This window comes from Stenotrophomonas maltophilia (assembly GCF_013464485.1).
Lineage (GTDB): Bacteria > Pseudomonadota > Gammaproteobacteria > Xanthomonadales > Xanthomonadaceae > Stenotrophomonas > Stenotrophomonas maltophilia_AW.
Window position 1 is genome coordinate 49,178 of sequence record NZ_RAUX01000045.1, and the last position, 15,741, is coordinate 64,918.

Here is a 15,741-nt window from a genome sequence, read left to right on the forward strand (position 1 = left end):
GCATGCGCACCGTAAACCTCATCCAGGGCACCCCCGAATGGCATGCCCACCGCGCCAGCCACTTCAACGCCAGTGATGCCCCGGCGATGATGGGTTGCAGCCCCTACAAGACCCGCAGCCAGCTGCTGCGCGAGTTCGCCACGGGCGCCACCATTGAGCACGACGCTGCCACGCTGCAGCGCTTCGCCGACGGCCACCGCTTCGAAGACCTGGCCCGGCCGCTGGCCGAGCGGATCATCGGCGAGGAGCTGTATCCCTGCGTCGGCGTCGACGGCAAGTACTCGGCCAGCTTCGACGGCCTGACCCTGCTGGAGGACAAGGCCTTTGAGCACAAGTCGCTCAACGACGACCTGCGTCTGGCCATGCCGGTGGACGGTGGCGACGCCTGCCTGCCGCTGCACTACCAGGTGCAGATGGAACACCAAGCCATGGTCAGCGGCGCCGAGCGCGTGCTGTTCATGGCATCGAAGTGGAATGGCGACGACCTGGTCGAGGAGCGCCACTGCTGGTACATCCCGAACCCCGAGCTGCGCGCCAAGATCGTGGCCGGCTGGGCCCAGTTCGATGCCGACGTGATGGCCTATGACCCGGCACCGGTGGCCGAGCCGGTGGCCGCTGGCCGGGCGCCGGACCAGATGCCGGCCCTGCGTATCGAAGTGACCGGCATGGTCACCGCGTCGAATCTGGCCGAGTGGAAGGAGCAGGCCATCGCCGTCTTCCAGGGCATCAGCACCGAGCTGGTCAGCGACCAGGACTTTGCCGACGCTGAGAAGACGGTGAAGTGGTGCGGCGACATCGAGGACCAGCTGAAGGCCGCCAAGCAGCATGCCCTCAGCCAAACCCAGAGCATCGACCTTCTGTTCAAGACCATCGACGCCATCGCCGATGAGGCCCGCTCCAAGCGCCTGGCGTTGGAGAAGCGCGTCAAGACCCGCAAGGACGAGCGCCGCACCGAGATCGGCAATGCGGCACGCCGCGCGGTGCAGCAGCACGTGCTGGCCATCAACGAGTCGCTGGGCGAGCACGCCATCCCGATGCCGGCCACGCTGATTGCCGATATCGCCGACGCTATGAAGGGCAAGCGCTCGTTCGCCAGCATGCAGGAAGCTGTGGACGCCGTGGCGGCCAACGCGAAGGTCGACGCCAGCCAGTCGGCCGAGCGGATCCGCGCCAACATTCGCGTGATGGAGATGGAGGTGGGCACGCATGCCGCCCTGTTCCCGGACCGCGTGCAGCTTTGCTCCACGAAGTCGGCGGAGGATCTGCGCAACCTGATGGCCGCGCGCATCAGCCAGCACCAGCAGGCCGAGCAGAAGCGCCTGGACGACGAGCGCGAGAAGATCCGGAAGGAGGAGGAGGCCCGCGCCCAGAAGAAGGCAGCCGACGACGCGGCAGCTGCTGCAGCTGAGCAGGCCGCCCAGGTGGCACAGCCGGCAGCGGCCGAGCAGCAGCCCGGGCCGGTGGCAGCCGCGGCGGCAGCGGTGCGCACCGCGCCGACAGCAGTGGCCAGCGCACCGGCACCGGCGGCCGCAGCGCGTGAGGTCGTCAAGATCAAGCTGGGCGACATCAACGCGCGCATCGCCCCGCTGTCGATCAGCGCCGACGGGCTGGCCATGCTGGGGTTCAAGCCGATCAACGCCACCGGCGCGGCCAAGCTGTACGACCAGGCGCAGTTCCCGGCCATGTGCCGGGCCATGATCGACGGCCTGCAGGACGCGGCCAACAGCTACCCGCTGGCCGCCTGATGGAACTCTGGCGCACCAGCGAACTGCGGGTACTGCGCCAGATGGAGGGCCGCGACGCGATGACCGTCGCGGCTGCCCTCGGGCGCTCGCCCCGCGCGGTTCAGGACATGGCCCGCTGCCAAGGGATGCGGGTACCGCGCCAGCCTCACGGCCGGTACTGGCCGGTCACCACCAAACGCCGCGCCCGGCAGCTCCGGGCCAGCGGCAACACCGTCAACCAAATCAGCGCCGCGCTGGGTGTCCCGTTCGGGACCGTGCGCCGCTGGGTCTACGAAGGAATCGAAGCATGAAGATCATGCAGATCACGATGTGCACGGCGCTCGGCAATGTCATGGCGAGCCCGCAGTCGTACGAGAACGACCTGTCCCGCTGGTCGAAACCCAAGGCAGCGTCCGTCGCGGCGCATGCCATGCAGCAGCTGGCAAAGGCATTCGAGGCCGACAAGGCAACCCACGAGTCGAACCTGCCAGCGATCGAGAACAACCTGGCCATCGTCGAGCGGATCACCTCGCTGATGGATGACATCGGGATGCCGAAGCGCTGGAGCGAGCGTGACAGCCGCTCGCGGTCTCGCTATCCCAAGACGATCAGCCACGACGCTGGATACCTCACCGACCTGCGCCGCGAGGTCAAGGTCGATGATGGCTGGACCTACCGCCAGCAGCAGCATGCTCAGCTGCTTGAGCGGTACCGCGCGTACGAGGCGCAGGCCGCTGAGGCAGACGCCCGCAGCGCTGCGGCGGCCGAGCGGGAGCGCCAGGCTGAGGTCGAGCGGCGGAAGGCCGACATGGAGCTCGCAGCGATCCTCCTGCGCTACGAGCTGCCGATCGAATCGAGCTGGGCCGACGTGCTGGAAGCGCTCCGTAGCCGCAACCAGCGCCTCGACTTGGCGGTGGCCATGCAGCAGACACGCTGCGACTGGAGCGAGGGTCCCTGGCGAGTGCGTAACGCAGTGGACCGCTTCACCATGGAGACCGATGAGGACAAGGCGATCATCAACGATGTCATCGACGGCTTGACCGACTTCGAAGATGGGCGGGTGTTTCGCGACTGCACCTGGAACTACGACGCCCTGTTCGGCAGCGTAGAGGATCAGCAGCTTGCAGCTGACGTGCAGCTCGCCTTGGGGAACGCAACATGAGCCGCCACATCGCCCGCCGCGCGCCCAAGGAAACCCTGGGATTCGCCTGGGGCCGGTTCCCGACGACGGACGGCAGCGCCGTCACCTGGCGCCTATACCGCCGAGACCACCGCCGTGCGCTGCACATGCACGTGCTGACCTTCTTCGCCCATGAGGACCGCGCGGTGATCGCCGGACACCTGCGCCGCGCGCGCCGCTACCTGCGCGACAAGGTGGACGACATCGACCTGGTGGCGATGGGGGTGGCGGCGTGAAGCAGGCCTCAGAAGTCAGTCTCAGCGAGGCCGCCCTGGCCACGCGTCGCCCAATGCTCGGTCACCATTCGAGCTTCCCTAAGTACGTCGAGGAAGGTCCGGAACGCACGCGTAACCGAAGCGAGATCAGTTGCGACTTCATCCAGTGTGAGGTTTTCAAATCGACTCAGATCCAAGAGCGTCCGATTGATGTACCAGCTGCTGAGTGCCGACAAAAGGGACGCAGCCCCTTCTGTCCCGAAAGCCTCCAGGTCGTCTGCGAAGCGGGTGAGCATAGGCAGCGGATCCGAGGGCATTGCCTTGAACGCAAACGCGAGAGCTTCAGCTGGGTCTACTCGAGGCATTGGCCCGGACAGAAATTCAACCAGTTCCCTTATTTCGCCACCGAGCATGTAGATCTCGTGGTCCAGAACGATAGCTCGGGCAACAGCCTTGTCGCGCTCAGCCTTCGCTCGTGCATGGCGATCCTCATCCCGCATGCGCCGCGCTTCGTCCAACGCCGTGCGACTGGTACGCATGGCCACCACCACTGCCCAGAGCGTGGCTCCCGCAGCGACCACTGCAACAGCTACCGACCAAGCGTCCCACCACACCTCGCACTGCGGTCCTGGAGGCCAGCACTGGGAAAAACCTTTAGTCCATTCGTAAGCCATGTGATCCCCCCTTATCAGGAATCCATTCTGTCATGACCTACATCCATCCGAACGACCGGGTCTACGCGCTGGAGCGAGCTCTGGCCGCGGCCGTCGCTCAGGGCGAGGAGCGCAAGGTGCAGGACGACCTTCGCGAGATCCTGGCCGAAGCCCGTCGCGAGGCCCGGGGATGAGCAACCTGGTGCTGGTGCCGGCGCCGAAGGATCCGGGCGTCCCGTCTCGCATGCGGCAGCCGACGAAGGACGCATATCGGCAGTGGCTGACCCAGGCGAACGAGCAGATCGAGCAGCTGCAGGCCGAGGTGGCCGAGCTGCGCGCCGGCCGGACTTCCACTCGCCGGTAACCCATTCGAGGGAACTGCATGCGCAATCAACTCGACATTTTCGACGACGACCCGGCGCGCCTCGCACAGGCCAACCGTGACGCAGCCGATCAGGCCGCGAAAGACATGCAGTTCCCTCCAAAAATCCGCCAGGAACGAGTGGACCACTACACCGCCGAGGCGGTGCGCTTGGAAGCTCTGGCAGCTCTCTGCAGTCCAACCCGCGCCGCCGTCGGCGGCACCCACAGCAACGCGAGGAACGCACGTTGAACGCCATCACCATCCGCACCAAGGGCGACACCGAGATCCAGCTCGCCCTTTCTCCTGCCGCGATCACCAACCTGATCGAGCTCGCCGCAGATCCTGTCGTCGCTGAAAGCGTGGTCGCCACCGGCCACACCAAGCTGTTTGCCGACGGCACCAGCGCTGCGGGCACCGACCCGCGCACCGACCACGTCGCGGTGATCGACCACGCCACCGGCCTGATGTGGGCGGTCAAGTCCATCGGCGACAGCGGTGGTGACCCGATGAGCCAGGCCGACTGCGAGAAGGCTTGCAGCGAGCTGCGACTGCTGGGATTCGACGACTGGCGCCTGCCGATCCGTACCGAACTGGCCGCCCTGGTCGACGACACCCGCCATGAGCGGGCGATCGATACCTCGCTGTTCCCCGGCGTGCTGCCCCGCTGGCACTGGACCAGCACGCCTTGCGCCTGGTCCTCGGCGTCCGCGTGGCTCGTCAGTTTCAACGGCGGCAGCGTCAGCTACCTCCGCCGCAACAGCCTCGGGTTCGCGTTGGCCGTGCGTCGTGCCGGTCAGTAATTGGCCCTTTTGACCCTTTCCCTGGAGCAACCATGAGCCCCATCACGTTCAAGAAGATCGCCGCCGACGGTTCCGAGCTGCCGGACACTGCCACCGACCACGTCGCCGTGCTGCTGCCCGACTACGGACTCACCTTCACCGCCACCAACATCGTGGACAGCGACGTTCCGCACGCCGAGTGCGAGGCCGCCGCCAAGGCCCTGGACCTGCTCGGCCACACCGACTGGGATCTGCCGACCATCGAGGAGTATCAGCTGCTGATCGACCGCAGCCGCTACTCGCCGGCCATCAACACGGACTTGTTCAAGGACATCCAGAACGACTGGTACTGGTCGAAGACCCCGGCCGCCTGGTCCTCGGCGTCCGCGTGGTTCGTCGATTTCTACGGCGGCAGCGTCGACTCCAGCCACCGCGGCGGCGACGGGTTCGCGTTGGCCGTGCGTCGTGCCGGTCAGTGATTTGATCTTCTGCTGAGGCTTTCCCGATGACCTCCCGTTTCCAGCCCCCACCCATCATCAAGGCCGCCGAACGCATGGCGGTCGAGATCGAGAATGCCGTGCGCCGGTTCGCCCGCTACCACCGCTATCAGATCGGTAGCGACCTCCGCGCGCGTGCCCAGCAGGTGTTCATCAACGCCAACAATGCCTGGCGCGAGCGCGCCGAGCAGGCGCGGTGGGTGGCGGTGCTGGTGCGGGATATCGATGCTCTCAAGCAGCTCCTGCAGATCGGCAAAAGGGTTGGCGCCTTCGCCAGCTTCCGCCAGTTTGAAATGCTTATCCGCCTGGCCGAAGAGCTGGGCATGCAGGCCGGCGGCTGGCGCCGGCGCCTGCGCCTGCGCGAAGTCTCCCATGCCCAGAATGCGCAAGCCGATGGCGTCGCGCAGCGCGGCAAGAAACTGAGTACCCGTACCGCCCTTGCGGGGGCCAACTCATGACGAAGCCGCGCTATTCGCATCCGGGCTGCGCGGCCTGGTCGCAAGTGTATGGGGAGGCGGCCGCCTGGTCCTCGGCGTCCGCGTGGAACGTCAATTTCAACAACGGCAACGTCAACAACAACCACCGCAACAACAACGGGTTCGCGTTGGCCGTGCGTCGTGCCGGTGAGTTTCAGGGAGAGGTAGGCCTGCAGGAGTTGTACCAGGCATGGCGGCGCGCGCGCCGCCAGAAGGTTCCGAGCTTCAACCAGCTGCGCTTTGACCACCGCTGGAGCGATGGGCTGCTGCAGCTCCAGCGCGAGCTGCTGGCCGGCACTTGGGCACCGCGCACGTCGACGTGCTTTGTGGCCACCCGGCCCAAGGCCCGCGAGATCCATGCACCTGACTTCGCCGACCGCGTGGTGCACCACTGGCTGGTGCCGCAGCTGGAAGCGCTGTGGGAGCCGACGTTCATCCACGACAGTTACGCCAATCGCAAGGGCCGCGGCAGCCATGCTGCCGTTCGCCGGGCCCAGCAGTTCGTGCGCCAGGTGCATAGCGGCCAAGGCGGCGGCTGGTATCTGCAGCTGGACGTGGCGAACTTCTTCAACAGCATTCACCGCCCCACGCTATGGCGGATGTTGCGCACCAGGCTGCAGCGCCGGGGCGCACCGCAGGTGGTCCAGCAGGCCACGCACGCGCTGCTACGCCGCTCGCCGCTGCATGCCGGCGTCCAGTACCGAGCCACGGCCGACGAGCAGGCCCAGGTGCCGCCCCACAAGCGACTGGCGAACGCACCGGTCGGCCGCGGCCTGCCCATCGGCAACCTGTCCAGCCAGTTCTTCGCCAATGTCTACCTGGACGCGCTGGACCAGTTCGCCAAGCACGCGCTCAAAGCCAAGCGCTACCTGCGCTATGTCGATGACTTCGTGCTGTTCCACCACGACCGCGAGCAGCTGGCCGCATGGCGAGACCAGATCGAGGCCTTCTTGCAGGACCGGCTCGGCCTGCGCCTGAAGGCCGAGCAGAAGCTCTGTCGCCTCACGGATGGCCTGGACTTCCTCGGTTACGTGATCTACCCAACGCACACGCTGGCCCGGCGCCGCGTGGTCGGGCACCTGCACACCGCGCTGGCCGAGTGGGAAGGCATGCACGTTCAGGGCGACAAGCTTCGCGCCACGCCGGCCGACTTCCGCGATCTTTCCAACCGCATCGCCAGCTTTGCCGGCCATCTGCAGCACGCCAGCAGCCACCGGCTGATGCGACGTGTCCATGCCCGATTCCCCTGGCTGCGCTCAGCAGCCCGTCCGCGACGGTTCAGCCACAAGGCAGAGCGGCGCATCCATTCGATCAAGTGGCACCAGCACAAGGAGCAACAGGCATGAGTAACGATATCAAGACCCTGGCGGACGCGCAGCCCAGTGGGAGGGTGAGGCTGGGGGATCAGGCCCGCGCCACCATCAGCGACGACCTTCTGAGCAGAATGGCCTACGCGATCCCCGGCGCAGTCAAGACGACCGATGTGGCAAAACAGGTCGCAGCGCGGGTTGTGGAAATATACCTCTCCGCCCATCCCTCCCCGGGTGGTCGGGGGGATGCGTTGAACGGCCTTCAACGCTACTCGCCGGACCCGGAAAACACCGAGTACGGCTGGATGCAAGGCATGAAGGAAGACACGTCAATGGGTGAATGGGTCCACATCGAAGATGTTCGCGCCCTCGCCGCCCGCCAGCCGGTGGGGGCGCCGGTAACCGTTGAGGCTGTGGCGACCGTTCGATGCAACGGCGATGGCGACCGCTACATCGACTGGCTGACAGAGGGCGGGATCGCCGATCTGGATGTGGGCGACGTGCTGATGGTGTCCGACCGAGCAATCACCGATGAAGACGGATCGGGCGAGGTCTACGCCGCCCCGCCCGCACAGGCCGTGGACCTGGCGCCTGCCTCGATCCCCAACACGCCGGAAGTGCGTGACATTCTCGGACGCCCCAACTTCTGGTGCAGCCCCTGGGCCAACGTCCTGCGCATGCGCGGCGACGAGATTCCGAACAAGGCCGAGGAAGAACAGGCCGCAGTGATCCGCTTCATGCTGAATCACTACCTCGCCAACGGCACGGCATGGGCTGAAACCGCTGGGGCCGAGTTGGACGCGATTCGGAAGGTCGACAGCAAGGCGGTGGGCAATGGCTGACCCCTACCGCGACTTCCTCGAGCGCAAGGTGCGCGTCGCCCCATCGCTTGGCTTCGACGTGCAGCCGGAGGACGTCTCCCCGATCCTGAAGCCCCACCAGCGCGACAGCGTCGTGTGGGCGTGCCAAGGCGGCCGGCGCGCCCTGTTCCAGCGCTTCGGCCTGGGCAAGAGCGTGCAGCAGCTGGAGATCTGCAGGCTGGCCCGGCAGCATCAGGGCGGCCCGGTCGGCATCGTGATTCCGCTGGGTGTTCGGCAGGAGTTCCGCCGCGACGCAGCGATGCTGGGCATGGCCACCCGGTTCGTGCGCACCAGCGGCGAGGTCGACCCCGAGTTCGACGGCGTGCACCTGACCAACTACGAATCGGTGCGAGACGGGAAGCTTGACCCCAATCTGTTCACGGCGGCCAGCCTCGATGAGGCATCGGTGCTGCGCAGCTTCGGATCGAAGACCTACCAGCAGTTCCTGACCCTGTTCGATGACGTCCGGTACCGGTTCGTCGCCACCGCGACACCGAGCCCGAACCGCTACAAGGAGCTGATCCATTACGCCGGCTTCCTGGGCGTCATGGACACCGGCCAGGCCCTGACCCGCTGGTTCAAGCGCGACAGCACCAAGGCGAACAACCTGACGCTGTACCCCCACAAGGAGCGCGAGTTCTGGCTGTGGGTGGCCAGCTGGGCCCTGTTCCTGCAGCGCCCCTCCGATCTGGGTTACAGCGATGAGGGCTATGACCTGCCAGCCCTGCAGGTGCACTTCCATGAGGTGCCGGTCGACCACGGCAGCGCCGGCACCGAACGGGACGGCCAGGCCAAGATGTTCCGCGATGCCGCACTGGGGGTGATCGATGCCGCGCGCGAGAAGCGCGACACCTTGCCGGCGCGCGTGGCGGCGGTACAGGACATCGTCGGCGCCCGGCCGGATGATCACTGGCTGATCTGGCACGACCTGGAAGCCGAGCGCCACGCCATCGCTGCAGCGGTACCGGAGGCGGTCAGCATCTACGGTGACCAGGATCTGGATGAGCGCGAGGCGGCGGTCGTGGCCTTCAGCGACGGTAAGACCCGGATCCTGTCGGCGAAGCCGGTCATCGCCGGCAGCGGCTGCAACTTCCAACGGCACTGCCACCTGGCCGTATACGCCGGCATCGGCTTCAAATTCAACGATTTCATCCAGTCGATCCATCGCATCCAGCGGTACCAGCAGCAGCACGGCGTCGAGGTGTGGATCGTCCACGCTGAAAGCGAGCGCGAGGTGCTGGCCAGCCTCATGGAGAAGTGGAAGCGGCACGAACAGATGGTGGAGAAGATGAGCGAGATCATCCGGGAATACGGCCTGAGCAAGGCCGCCATGGCGCAGGTGCTCCAGCGCTCGATCGGCGTGGAGCGGATCGAGGCCAGCGGCGAAGGCTGGACGGTGGCCAACAACGACTGCGTGCTGGAAGCGCGCGGCATGGCAGAGAACAGTGTCGACCTGATCGTGACCTCGATCCCGTTCGCCAACCACTACGAATACAGCCCCAGCTACAACGACTTCGGGCACACCGACGACAACGCGCACTTCTGGGCCCAGATGGACCACCTGGCGCCGGAGCTGCTGCGGGTCCTGAAACCGGGCCGGATCGCCGCCATCCACGTGAAGGACCGGATCCAGTTCGGCTCCGTCACCGGCGCGGGTGCCCCCACCGTGAGCCCCTTCCACGCCGAAACGATCTTCCACTACCGCCAGCACGGCTTCGACTACATGGGCCTGATCACCGTCGTCACGGACGTAGTGCGCGAGAACAACCAGACCTATCGCCTGGGCTGGTCGGAGCAGTGCAAGGACGGCACGAAGATGGGCGCTGGCTCCCCCGAATACATCGTGCTGCTGAGGAAGCCACAGACCAACCGGTCGAAGGGCTATGCAGACGAGCCGGTGCGAAAGGAGAAGGCCGCGTACACCAGGGCACGCTGGCAGGTCGACGCGCATGCGTTCTGGCGCTCCAGCGGCAACCGTCTGATGACCGCCGATGAGATGGCCAAGCTGGGCCCAGACAAGCTGGCCAAGATCTTCACCGAGCACAGCCTGGCCGACGTCTACGACTACGAGGCCCACGTGCGCATCGGCGAACAGCTGGAGGCACGCGGCGCGCTGCCGTCCGATTTCATGTCGCTGGCACCCGGCAGCCACCATCCGGACGTCTGGCACGACGTGAACCGCATGCTGACCCTCAACGGCGACCAGACCAAGAAGGGCTTGGAGAACCACATCTGCCCCCTGCAGTTCGACATCGTGGATCGCCTGATCGAGCGCTACAGCAACCTGGGCGAGCTGGTGTTTGATCCCTTCGGCGGCCTTTTCACGGTCCCCTACCGCGCCCTGAAGCTGCGTCGGCGCGGCCGGGCCGCTGAGCTGTCCACCGGCTATTTCCTGGACGGCGTGAAGTACTTGCAGGCTGCCGAGCGGGAGATGTCGATGCCGGACCTGTTTGAGGGTCTGGAACCGCCTATGGATGAAGCAGCATGAGCACCGACCTGCTGCAGGGCACCGACGTGCCCGACTTCCGCGAGGTGGGCCACGTGCTGGCCAGCCTGTCCGGGGTCGACCTCACCAAAGCCAGCAAGGCCACCGTGCGCGCGTGGGAGGCACGGGGCCTGGCCCTGATCGAACTGTCCCGTGGGGATCGGGCCGAAGCCGAGCGGATCATCGCCCCCGTATCGAAACGCCGCCGCAGCGGCACCAATCTGGCCGCCGCCGGCGCGCCGAAGGAGGAAGCATGAGCACCATTGAAGATCAGGACACCGCCGCAGGCGACGCCGTCAATGCGCCGATGCCCCTGCCCCGCGCGCCCAACCTGCTGCGCCTGAAGGAGGTCAGCGCAAGGACCGGGCTGGCCAAGAACACCATCTACGACCGGATCCGCCGCGGCGAGTTTCCTGCGCAAATCGACCTCGGGGGCAACTGTTCGGCGTGGTCGGAGGATGAAATCAACGCGTGGATTTTGTCCAAGATGGAGGCCCGAAACGTCGATGAGCGCGGTCTACCCAAGGCAGCATGACGCGGGGGCACATCTGGGGGCATGTCACCGCCCCCATATCTCAAAACCATTGTGGCGCAATGGATTCACCGCATAACGGGATTCCCCTTGGCTCCACCACTATTCAGAAGAACCCGTAGATCTCCGTGATCTGCGGGTTTTTTCTTTTCAGCGCCCGCGGCTCAGGCCGGCTCCTCGCCGCCGTCCTTGCGCTGCGGGCTGCGCGAGTGCGTATCGCGCACCTGTTGATCGCGCTGCCCCGGCCGCTGCTTGGCCACGTCGTCCTGCTTCCTGTCCTGGCGGCTTTCCTGGATGCCCTGCTTCGGGTCCTGATCCTTGCCTCGCTCGTTCATTGAAATCTCCCTCGCCGGCGGAACGCCAACGTTGCCCATCACGCTAGAGGTTGCCGGGTAAGCCACAGGTCAGTCCTGTGCCAACGTCATGTGCAGGCACTGGCTTGCCGCTGCGGCCCCCGTGCAGCCAGAATCCGAGGCACCACGCCCACCGGTATGCCATGCCCTCTTCTGTCCAGCACGCAGCACACGCCGTGCCGATGCGCCTCGATGCGACCGACGGCAGCATCCAGCTCGGCAATCTGCCGACACTGATCGGCCCCACCCTGTCACGGGATGAGGCGCGTATCGCGTTCGCCACGCTGGTGCGAGGGGAGCACGACGTCGGCACCGGCTATCACTGGCTCAGCCTGCACCGGCTCAGCCTGGGTGGTGCGCCCGCTGGCATCAGCCTGTGCTTCCACGGGCAACAGCTCGACATGGTGACGATGGGCGTCGATCTACCCGGTGCAACACTGGAAGACGGCTGGCCAACCCATGCAGCGATCGATGCCGAAGTCGCGTTCATGCGCCGCACCTTGGCCACGGCATTGGGGCGAAAACTGGCCGGTGGCTGCGCCCGGTTCAACTGGGGCGAAGCCTGGGCCCGTTTCGATCCGAAAGGCTTCATGGCCAGCAGCGGCATTCGCTACTCACCACGCACGTGACCGCGCTCAGGTTCGGGTGATCGACACCCCACCCTCCACGCGCATCGCGGTACCCGTAACGAAACTGCTCTCATCGCTGGCCAGGAACAGCGCCGCATTGGCGATCTCCTCCGGCTCGGCGAGGCGCTTGAGTGCGTGCAACGAGCGCACGAAGTCGCGGGCATCTCCGGTCGGTGCGGCCTGCCGGCCCATCTCCGTATCGGTGCCACCGGGCAGCAGTACGTTGCTGCGCACACCGCGCGCACCGTATTCGGCAGCGATCACCTGGCTCAGGCCGATCAGCCCGGCCTTGCTTGACGCATAGGCCGCCATGCCCGGGAATCCCACGGTGTGGCCGACGAAGGTACCGACGAACACCAGCGAGCCGCCGCCGCGCGCCAGCAGTGCCGGCAGCTGCGCGCGTGCCGCATGGAAGGCGGCGTCGAGATTGGTGGCCATCACCTCGCGCCAGGCATCCACCGGAAACTCCGCCGCCGGCACGCCCGGGCCGAGCATGCCGGCATTGTTGAGCGCGATGTCCAGGCCGCCGAATGACTGCTGGGCCAGATCGACCAGCGCCTGCGCCGTGCCCGGGTTGGCCACGTCGGCGGCATGCACCACGGCTTCGCCACCGGCAGCACGAATCTGCTCGGCCAGCGCCTGCAGCGGCTCCGGCCGCCGTGCGTTGAGCACCAGCTTTGCTCCTTCGGCGGCGAAGAGCAGCGCGCTGGCGCGGCCGATACCGGCGCTGGCACCGGTGATGAGAGCGATCTTGTTGTTCAGGCGCATGGTCGTGGTACCGGTTGTGAAGTGGCCGCCACGATGCCGCGCGTTCGGCCCGCCAACACTCCGTTTCCGGGCCTCACAGGTGAGTGCAGGAAACGGAGTTTCCGCAGCACTGGCACGTGCCAGAATCCGGCCATGGACAGTACCGCCACCACCGCCCTCGATGACCGCATCGAACGGGTCTGCCGCCACCTGCAGACCAGCCTCGACGAACCCTCGCTGCAGGAACTGGCCGATATTGCTGGCTGCAGCCCGACGCGCCTGCATCGCCTGTTCAAGCAGTCCACCGGGCTGACCCCCAAGCAGTACGCCGCCGCGCTGCGCGCCGACCGCCTGCGCACCGGGCTGGAACAACAGGAACGCATCACCGACGCCTTCCACGATGCTGGCTTCGGATCCAGTGGACGCTTCTACGAGAACGCACCGAAGTTGCTGGGCATGACGCCCAAGCAATGGCGCGCAGGGGGGCGCGGCGAAGTCATCCACTTCGCGCTTGCCGAAAGCTCACTGGGCAGCGTGCTGGTGGCCAGCAGCGGGACCGGCGTGGTCGCGATCCTGCTCGGCGACGATCCGGAGACACTGCTGCAGTCGTTGCAGCAACGCTTCCGCCAAGCCGAACTGGTCGGCGCCGACCAGGGCTACGAGCAACTGGTGGCACAGGTCGTAGGCCTGGTCGAGGATCCTTCGCGAGGCGCCACGTTGCCGCTGGATATCCGTGGCACCGCGTTCCAGCAACGGGTGTGGCAGGCACTGCAGCAGATTCCGCGCGGGCAGACTGCCTCGTATGCGGATATCGCCGCGCGTATCGGCGCGCCGCGCTCAAGCCGTGCCGTCGCACGCGCATGCGCAAGCAATCCGTTGGCGGTGGCCGTGCCCTGCCACCGCGTGGTGCGCCGCGATGGCGACCTGTCCGGCTATGCCTGGGGCGTAGCGCGCAAGCGCGAACTGCTGCGCCGGGAAAAGGCCTCGACTGCCTGACGTGGGTGCCGACCTTGGTCGGAACACCCAGCTTCCCGTAGGTGCCGACCTTGGTCGGCACACTCAGCTTCCCGTAGGTGCCGACCTTGGTCGGCACACTCAGCTTCCCGTAGGTGCCGACCTTGGTCGGCACACCCAGCTTCCGGTAGCTGCCGACCTTGGTCGGAACACCCAGCTTCCGGTAGGTGCCGACCTTGGTCGGCACACCCAGCTTCCGGTAGCTGCCGACCTTGGTCGGAACACCCAGCTTCCGGTAGGTGCCGACCTTGGTCGGCACACCCAGCTTCCGGTAGCTGCCGACCTTGGTCGGAACACCCAGCTTCCGGTAGGTGCCKACCTTGGTCGGCACACCCAGCTTCCGGTAGCTGCCGACCTTGGTCGGAACACCCAGCTTCCGGTAGGTGCCGACCTTGGTCGGCACACCCAGCTTCCGGTAGCTGCCGACCTTGGTCGGAACACCCAGCTTCCGGTAGGTGCCGACCTTGGTCGGCACACCGCCAAGGCCTCAATCCAGCTTCACCACCAGCTTGCCGAAGTTGCGCCCCTGCAACAGCCCGAAGAACGCATCCGGCGCATTCTCCAACCCTTCCACCACATCCTCGCGGTACTGGATGCGGCCGTCGCGCAGCCATTGCGGCATCTCGCGTTCGAACTCCGGCCACAGATGGTTGAAGTCGTGCACGATGAAACCACGCACGGTCAGGCGCTGGCGCAGGATCTGGCTGAACAGCGCGGGCAACCGGTCCGGGCCGGGCTGCTCGACGCCCCGCTCGTTATAGGTGGCGATGGTGCCGCACACCGGAATGCGGGCGAAGTCGTTGAGCAGCGGCAGCACTGCATCCAGCACGTGCCCGCCCACGTTCTCGAAATACACGTCGATACCCCTGGGCACCGCCGCACGCAGCTGCGCGGCGAAATCAGCGGCGCGATGATCCAGCGCCACGTCCACGCCCAGCGTCTGCAGATAGGCACGCTTGGCTTCGCCACCGGCGATGGCGACCACGCGCGCGCCCTGCAGCTTGGCGAGCTGGGCCACGGTCGCGCCCACCGGCCCGGTCGCGGCAGCCACCACCAGCGTCTCGCCCGGCTTCAAACGGGCGATTTCATGCAGGCTGGAATAGGCGGTGAAGCCGGGCATGCCATACACGCCCAGCGCGGTACTCAGCGGCAGTCCGGCCGGGTCCAGGCGGCGCCCCAGTGCCTTGGCCGGCAGCACCGCGTGGGTCTGCCAGCCACCCGGCGCCAGCACCAGCTCACCTGCGGCTACGCCCTCGGCGTTGGACTGCAGCACCTCGGCCACGGTCTGCCCTTCCATCACCGCGCCCACCGCCACCGGCGCGGCGTACGACGGGCCCTCGTCCATGCGTCCACGCATGTACGGGTCCAGCGACAGGTAGCGGTTGCGCAGCAGCACCTCACCATCGGCCAATGACGGCAACGCAACCTGTTCCAGGCGGAAGTTGGCTGCACTTGGCGCCCCCTGCGGACGCGACGCAAGCACGATGCGGGAGGTGGTCGAGGGATCGGACATGGCCAGGTCTCTGCTGTTGCCAGCATCAGGAGAAGAGTGCCGACACTACGCGGCAGCCATCCCCGATGGCGGCCACGAAAACAGCGTTCCATCACCCGGACCGGCGCGGGTCCGGCGCAGCCCTTGCCCTTGCAGCTTTGGCGATCGCGGCGATCTGCTGATTTCCACCGCAGACGATGATCGACTGGCCACGCCCCGCCCAAGGACGGAGGATCAAGCACTTGCGAGCGCGCAGACGACAATGTGAAGAAATCTTGGCAAAACGCTTGCCGAAGGCAGCCGACCTCCGTAATATACGCGTCCTTGGCAGCGACCTCGCTGCAACGAAACATGTGGCCGAGTAGCTCAGTTGGTAGAGCAGGGGATTGAAAATCCCCGTGTCGGCGGTTCGATTCCGTCTTCGGCCACCA

At 66.4% G+C, this 15,741-nt stretch carries 21 protein-coding genes and 1 tRNA gene; 18 read left to right on the plus strand and 4 right to left on the minus strand.

Going from position 1 to position 15,741, the window contains the following annotated elements:
* Nucleotides 1–2 precede the first annotated feature (2 nt).
* From D7Y61_RS18690 to D7Y61_RS18705, 4 genes are read left to right on the plus strand one after another with little or no spacing between them, the layout of a single operon-like run.
* On the plus strand, nt 3–1,745 hold the full coding sequence (locus tag D7Y61_RS18690) for a YqaJ viral recombinase family protein (protein ID WP_180868466.1): 1,743 nt from the start codon (nt 3–5) through the stop codon (nt 1,743–1,745).
* Nucleotides 1,745–2,035, plus strand: a complete 291-nt coding sequence (locus D7Y61_RS18695; RefSeq protein ID WP_180868468.1) for a hypothetical protein — start codon at nt 1,745–1,747, stop codon at nt 2,033–2,035. Before D7Y61_RS18690 ends, D7Y61_RS18695 begins: the two co-directional genes overlap by 1 nt.
* Nucleotides 2,032–2,886, plus strand: a complete 855-nt coding sequence (locus D7Y61_RS18700; protein ID WP_180868470.1) for a hypothetical protein — start codon at nt 2,032–2,034, stop codon at nt 2,884–2,886. The genes D7Y61_RS18695 and D7Y61_RS18700 overlap by 4 nt, the downstream gene beginning before the upstream one ends.
* A complete protein-coding gene (locus tag D7Y61_RS18705; RefSeq protein WP_180868472.1) occupies nt 2,883–3,140 on the plus strand; it encodes a hypothetical protein in 258 nt (85 codons plus the stop codon). Before D7Y61_RS18700 ends, D7Y61_RS18705 begins: the two co-directional genes overlap by 4 nt.
* 8 nt (nt 3,141–3,148) lie before the next feature.
* On the opposite strand, the gene D7Y61_RS18710 is transcribed toward D7Y61_RS18705, so the two are convergent.
* Nucleotides 3,149–3,658, minus strand: a complete 510-nt coding sequence (locus D7Y61_RS18710; protein ID WP_180868473.1) for a hypothetical protein — start codon at nt 3,656–3,658, stop codon at nt 3,149–3,151.
* A 167-nt stretch (nt 3,659–3,825) separates the two neighbouring features.
* Between D7Y61_RS18710 and D7Y61_RS18715 the strand changes: the two genes are divergently transcribed.
* The 11 genes from D7Y61_RS18715 (at nt 3,826) to D7Y61_RS18765 (ending at nt 11,078) form a co-directional block, all read left to right on the plus strand.
* Nucleotides 3,826–3,966: a hypothetical protein gene (locus tag D7Y61_RS18715; RefSeq protein WP_180868475.1), complete on the plus strand. Its 141-nt coding sequence runs from the start codon at nt 3,826–3,828 to the stop codon at nt 3,964–3,966.
* A complete protein-coding gene (locus D7Y61_RS18720) occupies nt 3,963–4,136 on the plus strand; it encodes a hypothetical protein (protein ID WP_180868477.1) in 174 nt (57 codons plus the stop codon). The genes D7Y61_RS18715 and D7Y61_RS18720 overlap by 4 nt, the downstream gene beginning before the upstream one ends.
* A gap of 18 nt (nt 4,137–4,154) precedes the next feature.
* Nucleotides 4,155–4,385: a hypothetical protein gene (locus D7Y61_RS18725; RefSeq protein ID WP_180868478.1), complete on the plus strand. Its 231-nt coding sequence runs from the start codon at nt 4,155–4,157 to the stop codon at nt 4,383–4,385.
* Nucleotides 4,382–4,936, plus strand: a complete 555-nt coding sequence (locus D7Y61_RS18730; RefSeq protein ID WP_180868480.1) for a DUF1566 domain-containing protein — start codon at nt 4,382–4,384, stop codon at nt 4,934–4,936. The genes D7Y61_RS18725 and D7Y61_RS18730 overlap by 4 nt, the downstream gene beginning before the upstream one ends.
* A gap of 32 nt (nt 4,937–4,968) precedes the next feature.
* Nucleotides 4,969–5,394 carry a DUF1566 domain-containing protein gene (locus D7Y61_RS18735; RefSeq protein WP_180868482.1) on the plus strand — a complete coding sequence of 142 codons (426 nt, stop codon included), beginning with the start codon at nt 4,969–4,971 and terminating at the stop codon, nt 5,392–5,394.
* 74 nt (nt 5,395–5,468) lie between these two features.
* Nucleotides 5,469–5,870, plus strand: a complete 402-nt coding sequence (locus D7Y61_RS18740) for a four helix bundle protein (RefSeq protein WP_180868484.1) — start codon at nt 5,469–5,471, stop codon at nt 5,868–5,870.
* Nucleotides 5,867–7,234, plus strand: coding sequence for an RNA-directed DNA polymerase (locus D7Y61_RS18745; protein ID WP_180868486.1), 1,368 nt, complete (start codon nt 5,867–5,869; stop codon nt 7,232–7,234). Before D7Y61_RS18740 ends, D7Y61_RS18745 begins: the two co-directional genes overlap by 4 nt.
* Nucleotides 7,231–8,040, plus strand: coding sequence for a hypothetical protein (locus D7Y61_RS18750; RefSeq protein WP_180868487.1), 810 nt, complete (start codon nt 7,231–7,233; stop codon nt 8,038–8,040). The genes D7Y61_RS18745 and D7Y61_RS18750 overlap by 4 nt, the downstream gene beginning before the upstream one ends.
* Entirely contained in the window at nt 8,033–10,546 is a 2,514-nt protein-coding gene (locus D7Y61_RS18755) for a DNA methyltransferase (protein ID WP_180868489.1), read from the plus strand. The genes D7Y61_RS18750 and D7Y61_RS18755 overlap by 8 nt, the downstream gene beginning before the upstream one ends.
* Nucleotides 10,543–10,800: a hypothetical protein gene (locus tag D7Y61_RS18760; RefSeq protein ID WP_180868491.1), complete on the plus strand. Its 258-nt coding sequence runs from the start codon at nt 10,543–10,545 to the stop codon at nt 10,798–10,800. The genes D7Y61_RS18755 and D7Y61_RS18760 overlap by 4 nt, the downstream gene beginning before the upstream one ends.
* Entirely contained in the window at nt 10,797–11,078 is a 282-nt protein-coding gene (locus D7Y61_RS18765; protein ID WP_180868493.1) for a helix-turn-helix transcriptional regulator, read from the plus strand. Before D7Y61_RS18760 ends, D7Y61_RS18765 begins: the two co-directional genes overlap by 4 nt.
* A gap of 161 nt (nt 11,079–11,239) precedes the next feature.
* Here D7Y61_RS18765 and D7Y61_RS18770 read toward each other — a convergent pair whose 3' ends face one another.
* Nucleotides 11,240–11,410: a hypothetical protein gene (locus D7Y61_RS18770; RefSeq protein ID WP_165929940.1), complete on the minus strand. Its 171-nt coding sequence runs from the start codon at nt 11,408–11,410 to the stop codon at nt 11,240–11,242.
* A gap of 161 nt (nt 11,411–11,571) precedes the next feature.
* On the opposite strand from D7Y61_RS18770, the gene D7Y61_RS18775 reads away from it, so the two are divergent.
* A complete protein-coding gene (locus tag D7Y61_RS18775) occupies nt 11,572–12,057 on the plus strand; it encodes a hypothetical protein (RefSeq protein WP_132811145.1) in 486 nt (161 codons plus the stop codon).
* A gap of 6 nt (nt 12,058–12,063) precedes the next feature.
* On the opposite strand, the gene D7Y61_RS18780 is transcribed toward D7Y61_RS18775, so the two are convergent.
* Nucleotides 12,064–12,825 (minus strand): SDR family oxidoreductase, encoded by a 762-nt coding sequence (locus D7Y61_RS18780; protein WP_180868495.1) that lies wholly within the window; start codon nt 12,823–12,825, stop codon nt 12,064–12,066.
* Nucleotides 12,826–12,957: 132 nt separating this feature from the next.
* Here D7Y61_RS18780 and D7Y61_RS18785 point away from each other — a divergent pair, with 132 nt between their 5' ends.
* Nucleotides 12,958–13,800, plus strand: coding sequence for a bifunctional transcriptional activator/DNA repair enzyme AdaA (locus D7Y61_RS18785; protein ID WP_032130301.1), 843 nt, complete (start codon nt 12,958–12,960; stop codon nt 13,798–13,800).
* A 505-nt stretch (nt 13,801–14,305) separates the two neighbouring features.
* Here the strand turns inward: D7Y61_RS18785 and D7Y61_RS18790 are convergent.
* Nucleotides 14,306–15,331, minus strand: a complete 1,026-nt coding sequence (locus D7Y61_RS18790) for an NADP-dependent oxidoreductase (protein WP_180868497.1) — start codon at nt 15,329–15,331, stop codon at nt 14,306–14,308.
* A gap of 334 nt (nt 15,332–15,665) precedes the next feature.
* Between D7Y61_RS18790 and D7Y61_RS18795 the strand changes: the two genes are divergently transcribed.
* Nucleotides 15,666–15,741, plus strand: a tRNA-Phe gene (locus D7Y61_RS18795).

Excerpts from the sequence above, each read along its gene's own strand:
- D7Y61_RS18770 (WP_165929940.1), bottom strand. The coding sequence starts at position 11,410 with ATGAACGAGCGAGGCAAGGATCAGGACCCGAAGCAGGGCATCCAGGAA.
- D7Y61_RS18720 (WP_180868477.1), top strand. The coding sequence starts at position 3,963 with ATGAGCAACCTGGTGCTGGTGCCGGCGCCGAAGGATCCGGGCGTCCCG.
- D7Y61_RS18725 (WP_180868478.1), top strand. The coding sequence starts at position 4,155 with ATGCGCAATCAACTCGACATTTTCGACGACGACCCGGCGCGCCTCGCA.
- D7Y61_RS18780 (WP_180868495.1), bottom strand. The coding sequence starts at position 12,825 with ATGCGCCTGAACAACAAGATCGCTCTCATCACCGGTGCCAGCGCCGGT.
- D7Y61_RS18745 (WP_180868486.1), top strand. The coding sequence starts at position 5,867 with ATGACGAAGCCGCGCTATTCGCATCCGGGCTGCGCGGCCTGGTCGCAA.
- D7Y61_RS18775 (WP_132811145.1), top strand. The coding sequence starts at position 11,572 with ATGCCCTCTTCTGTCCAGCACGCAGCACACGCCGTGCCGATGCGCCTC.
- D7Y61_RS18710 (WP_180868473.1), bottom strand. The coding sequence starts at position 3,658 with ATGCGTACCAGTCGCACGGCGTTGGACGAAGCGCGGCGCATGCGGGAT.
- D7Y61_RS18690 (WP_180868466.1), top strand. The coding sequence starts at position 3 with ATGCGCACCGTAAACCTCATCCAGGGCACCCCCGAATGGCATGCCCAC.
- D7Y61_RS18765 (WP_180868493.1), top strand. The coding sequence starts at position 10,797 with ATGAGCACCATTGAAGATCAGGACACCGCCGCAGGCGACGCCGTCAAT.
- D7Y61_RS18735 (WP_180868482.1), top strand. The coding sequence starts at position 4,969 with ATGAGCCCCATCACGTTCAAGAAGATCGCCGCCGACGGTTCCGAGCTG.
- D7Y61_RS18755 (WP_180868489.1), top strand. The coding sequence starts at position 8,033 with ATGGCTGACCCCTACCGCGACTTCCTCGAGCGCAAGGTGCGCGTCGCC.
- D7Y61_RS18705 (WP_180868472.1), top strand. The coding sequence starts at position 2,883 with ATGAGCCGCCACATCGCCCGCCGCGCGCCCAAGGAAACCCTGGGATTC.
- D7Y61_RS18750 (WP_180868487.1), top strand. The coding sequence starts at position 7,231 with ATGAGTAACGATATCAAGACCCTGGCGGACGCGCAGCCCAGTGGGAGG.
- D7Y61_RS18740 (WP_180868484.1), top strand. The coding sequence starts at position 5,469 with ATGGCGGTCGAGATCGAGAATGCCGTGCGCCGGTTCGCCCGCTACCAC.
- D7Y61_RS18785 (WP_032130301.1), top strand. The coding sequence starts at position 12,958 with ATGGACAGTACCGCCACCACCGCCCTCGATGACCGCATCGAACGGGTC.
- D7Y61_RS18695 (WP_180868468.1), top strand. The coding sequence starts at position 1,745 with ATGGAACTCTGGCGCACCAGCGAACTGCGGGTACTGCGCCAGATGGAG.
- D7Y61_RS18700 (WP_180868470.1), top strand. The coding sequence starts at position 2,032 with ATGAAGATCATGCAGATCACGATGTGCACGGCGCTCGGCAATGTCATG.
- D7Y61_RS18715 (WP_180868475.1), top strand. The coding sequence starts at position 3,826 with ATGACCTACATCCATCCGAACGACCGGGTCTACGCGCTGGAGCGAGCT.
- D7Y61_RS18790 (WP_180868497.1), bottom strand. The coding sequence starts at position 15,331 with ATGTCCGATCCCTCGACCACCTCCCGCATCGTGCTTGCGTCGCGTCCG.
- D7Y61_RS18760 (WP_180868491.1), top strand. The coding sequence starts at position 10,543 with ATGAGCACCGACCTGCTGCAGGGCACCGACGTGCCCGACTTCCGCGAG.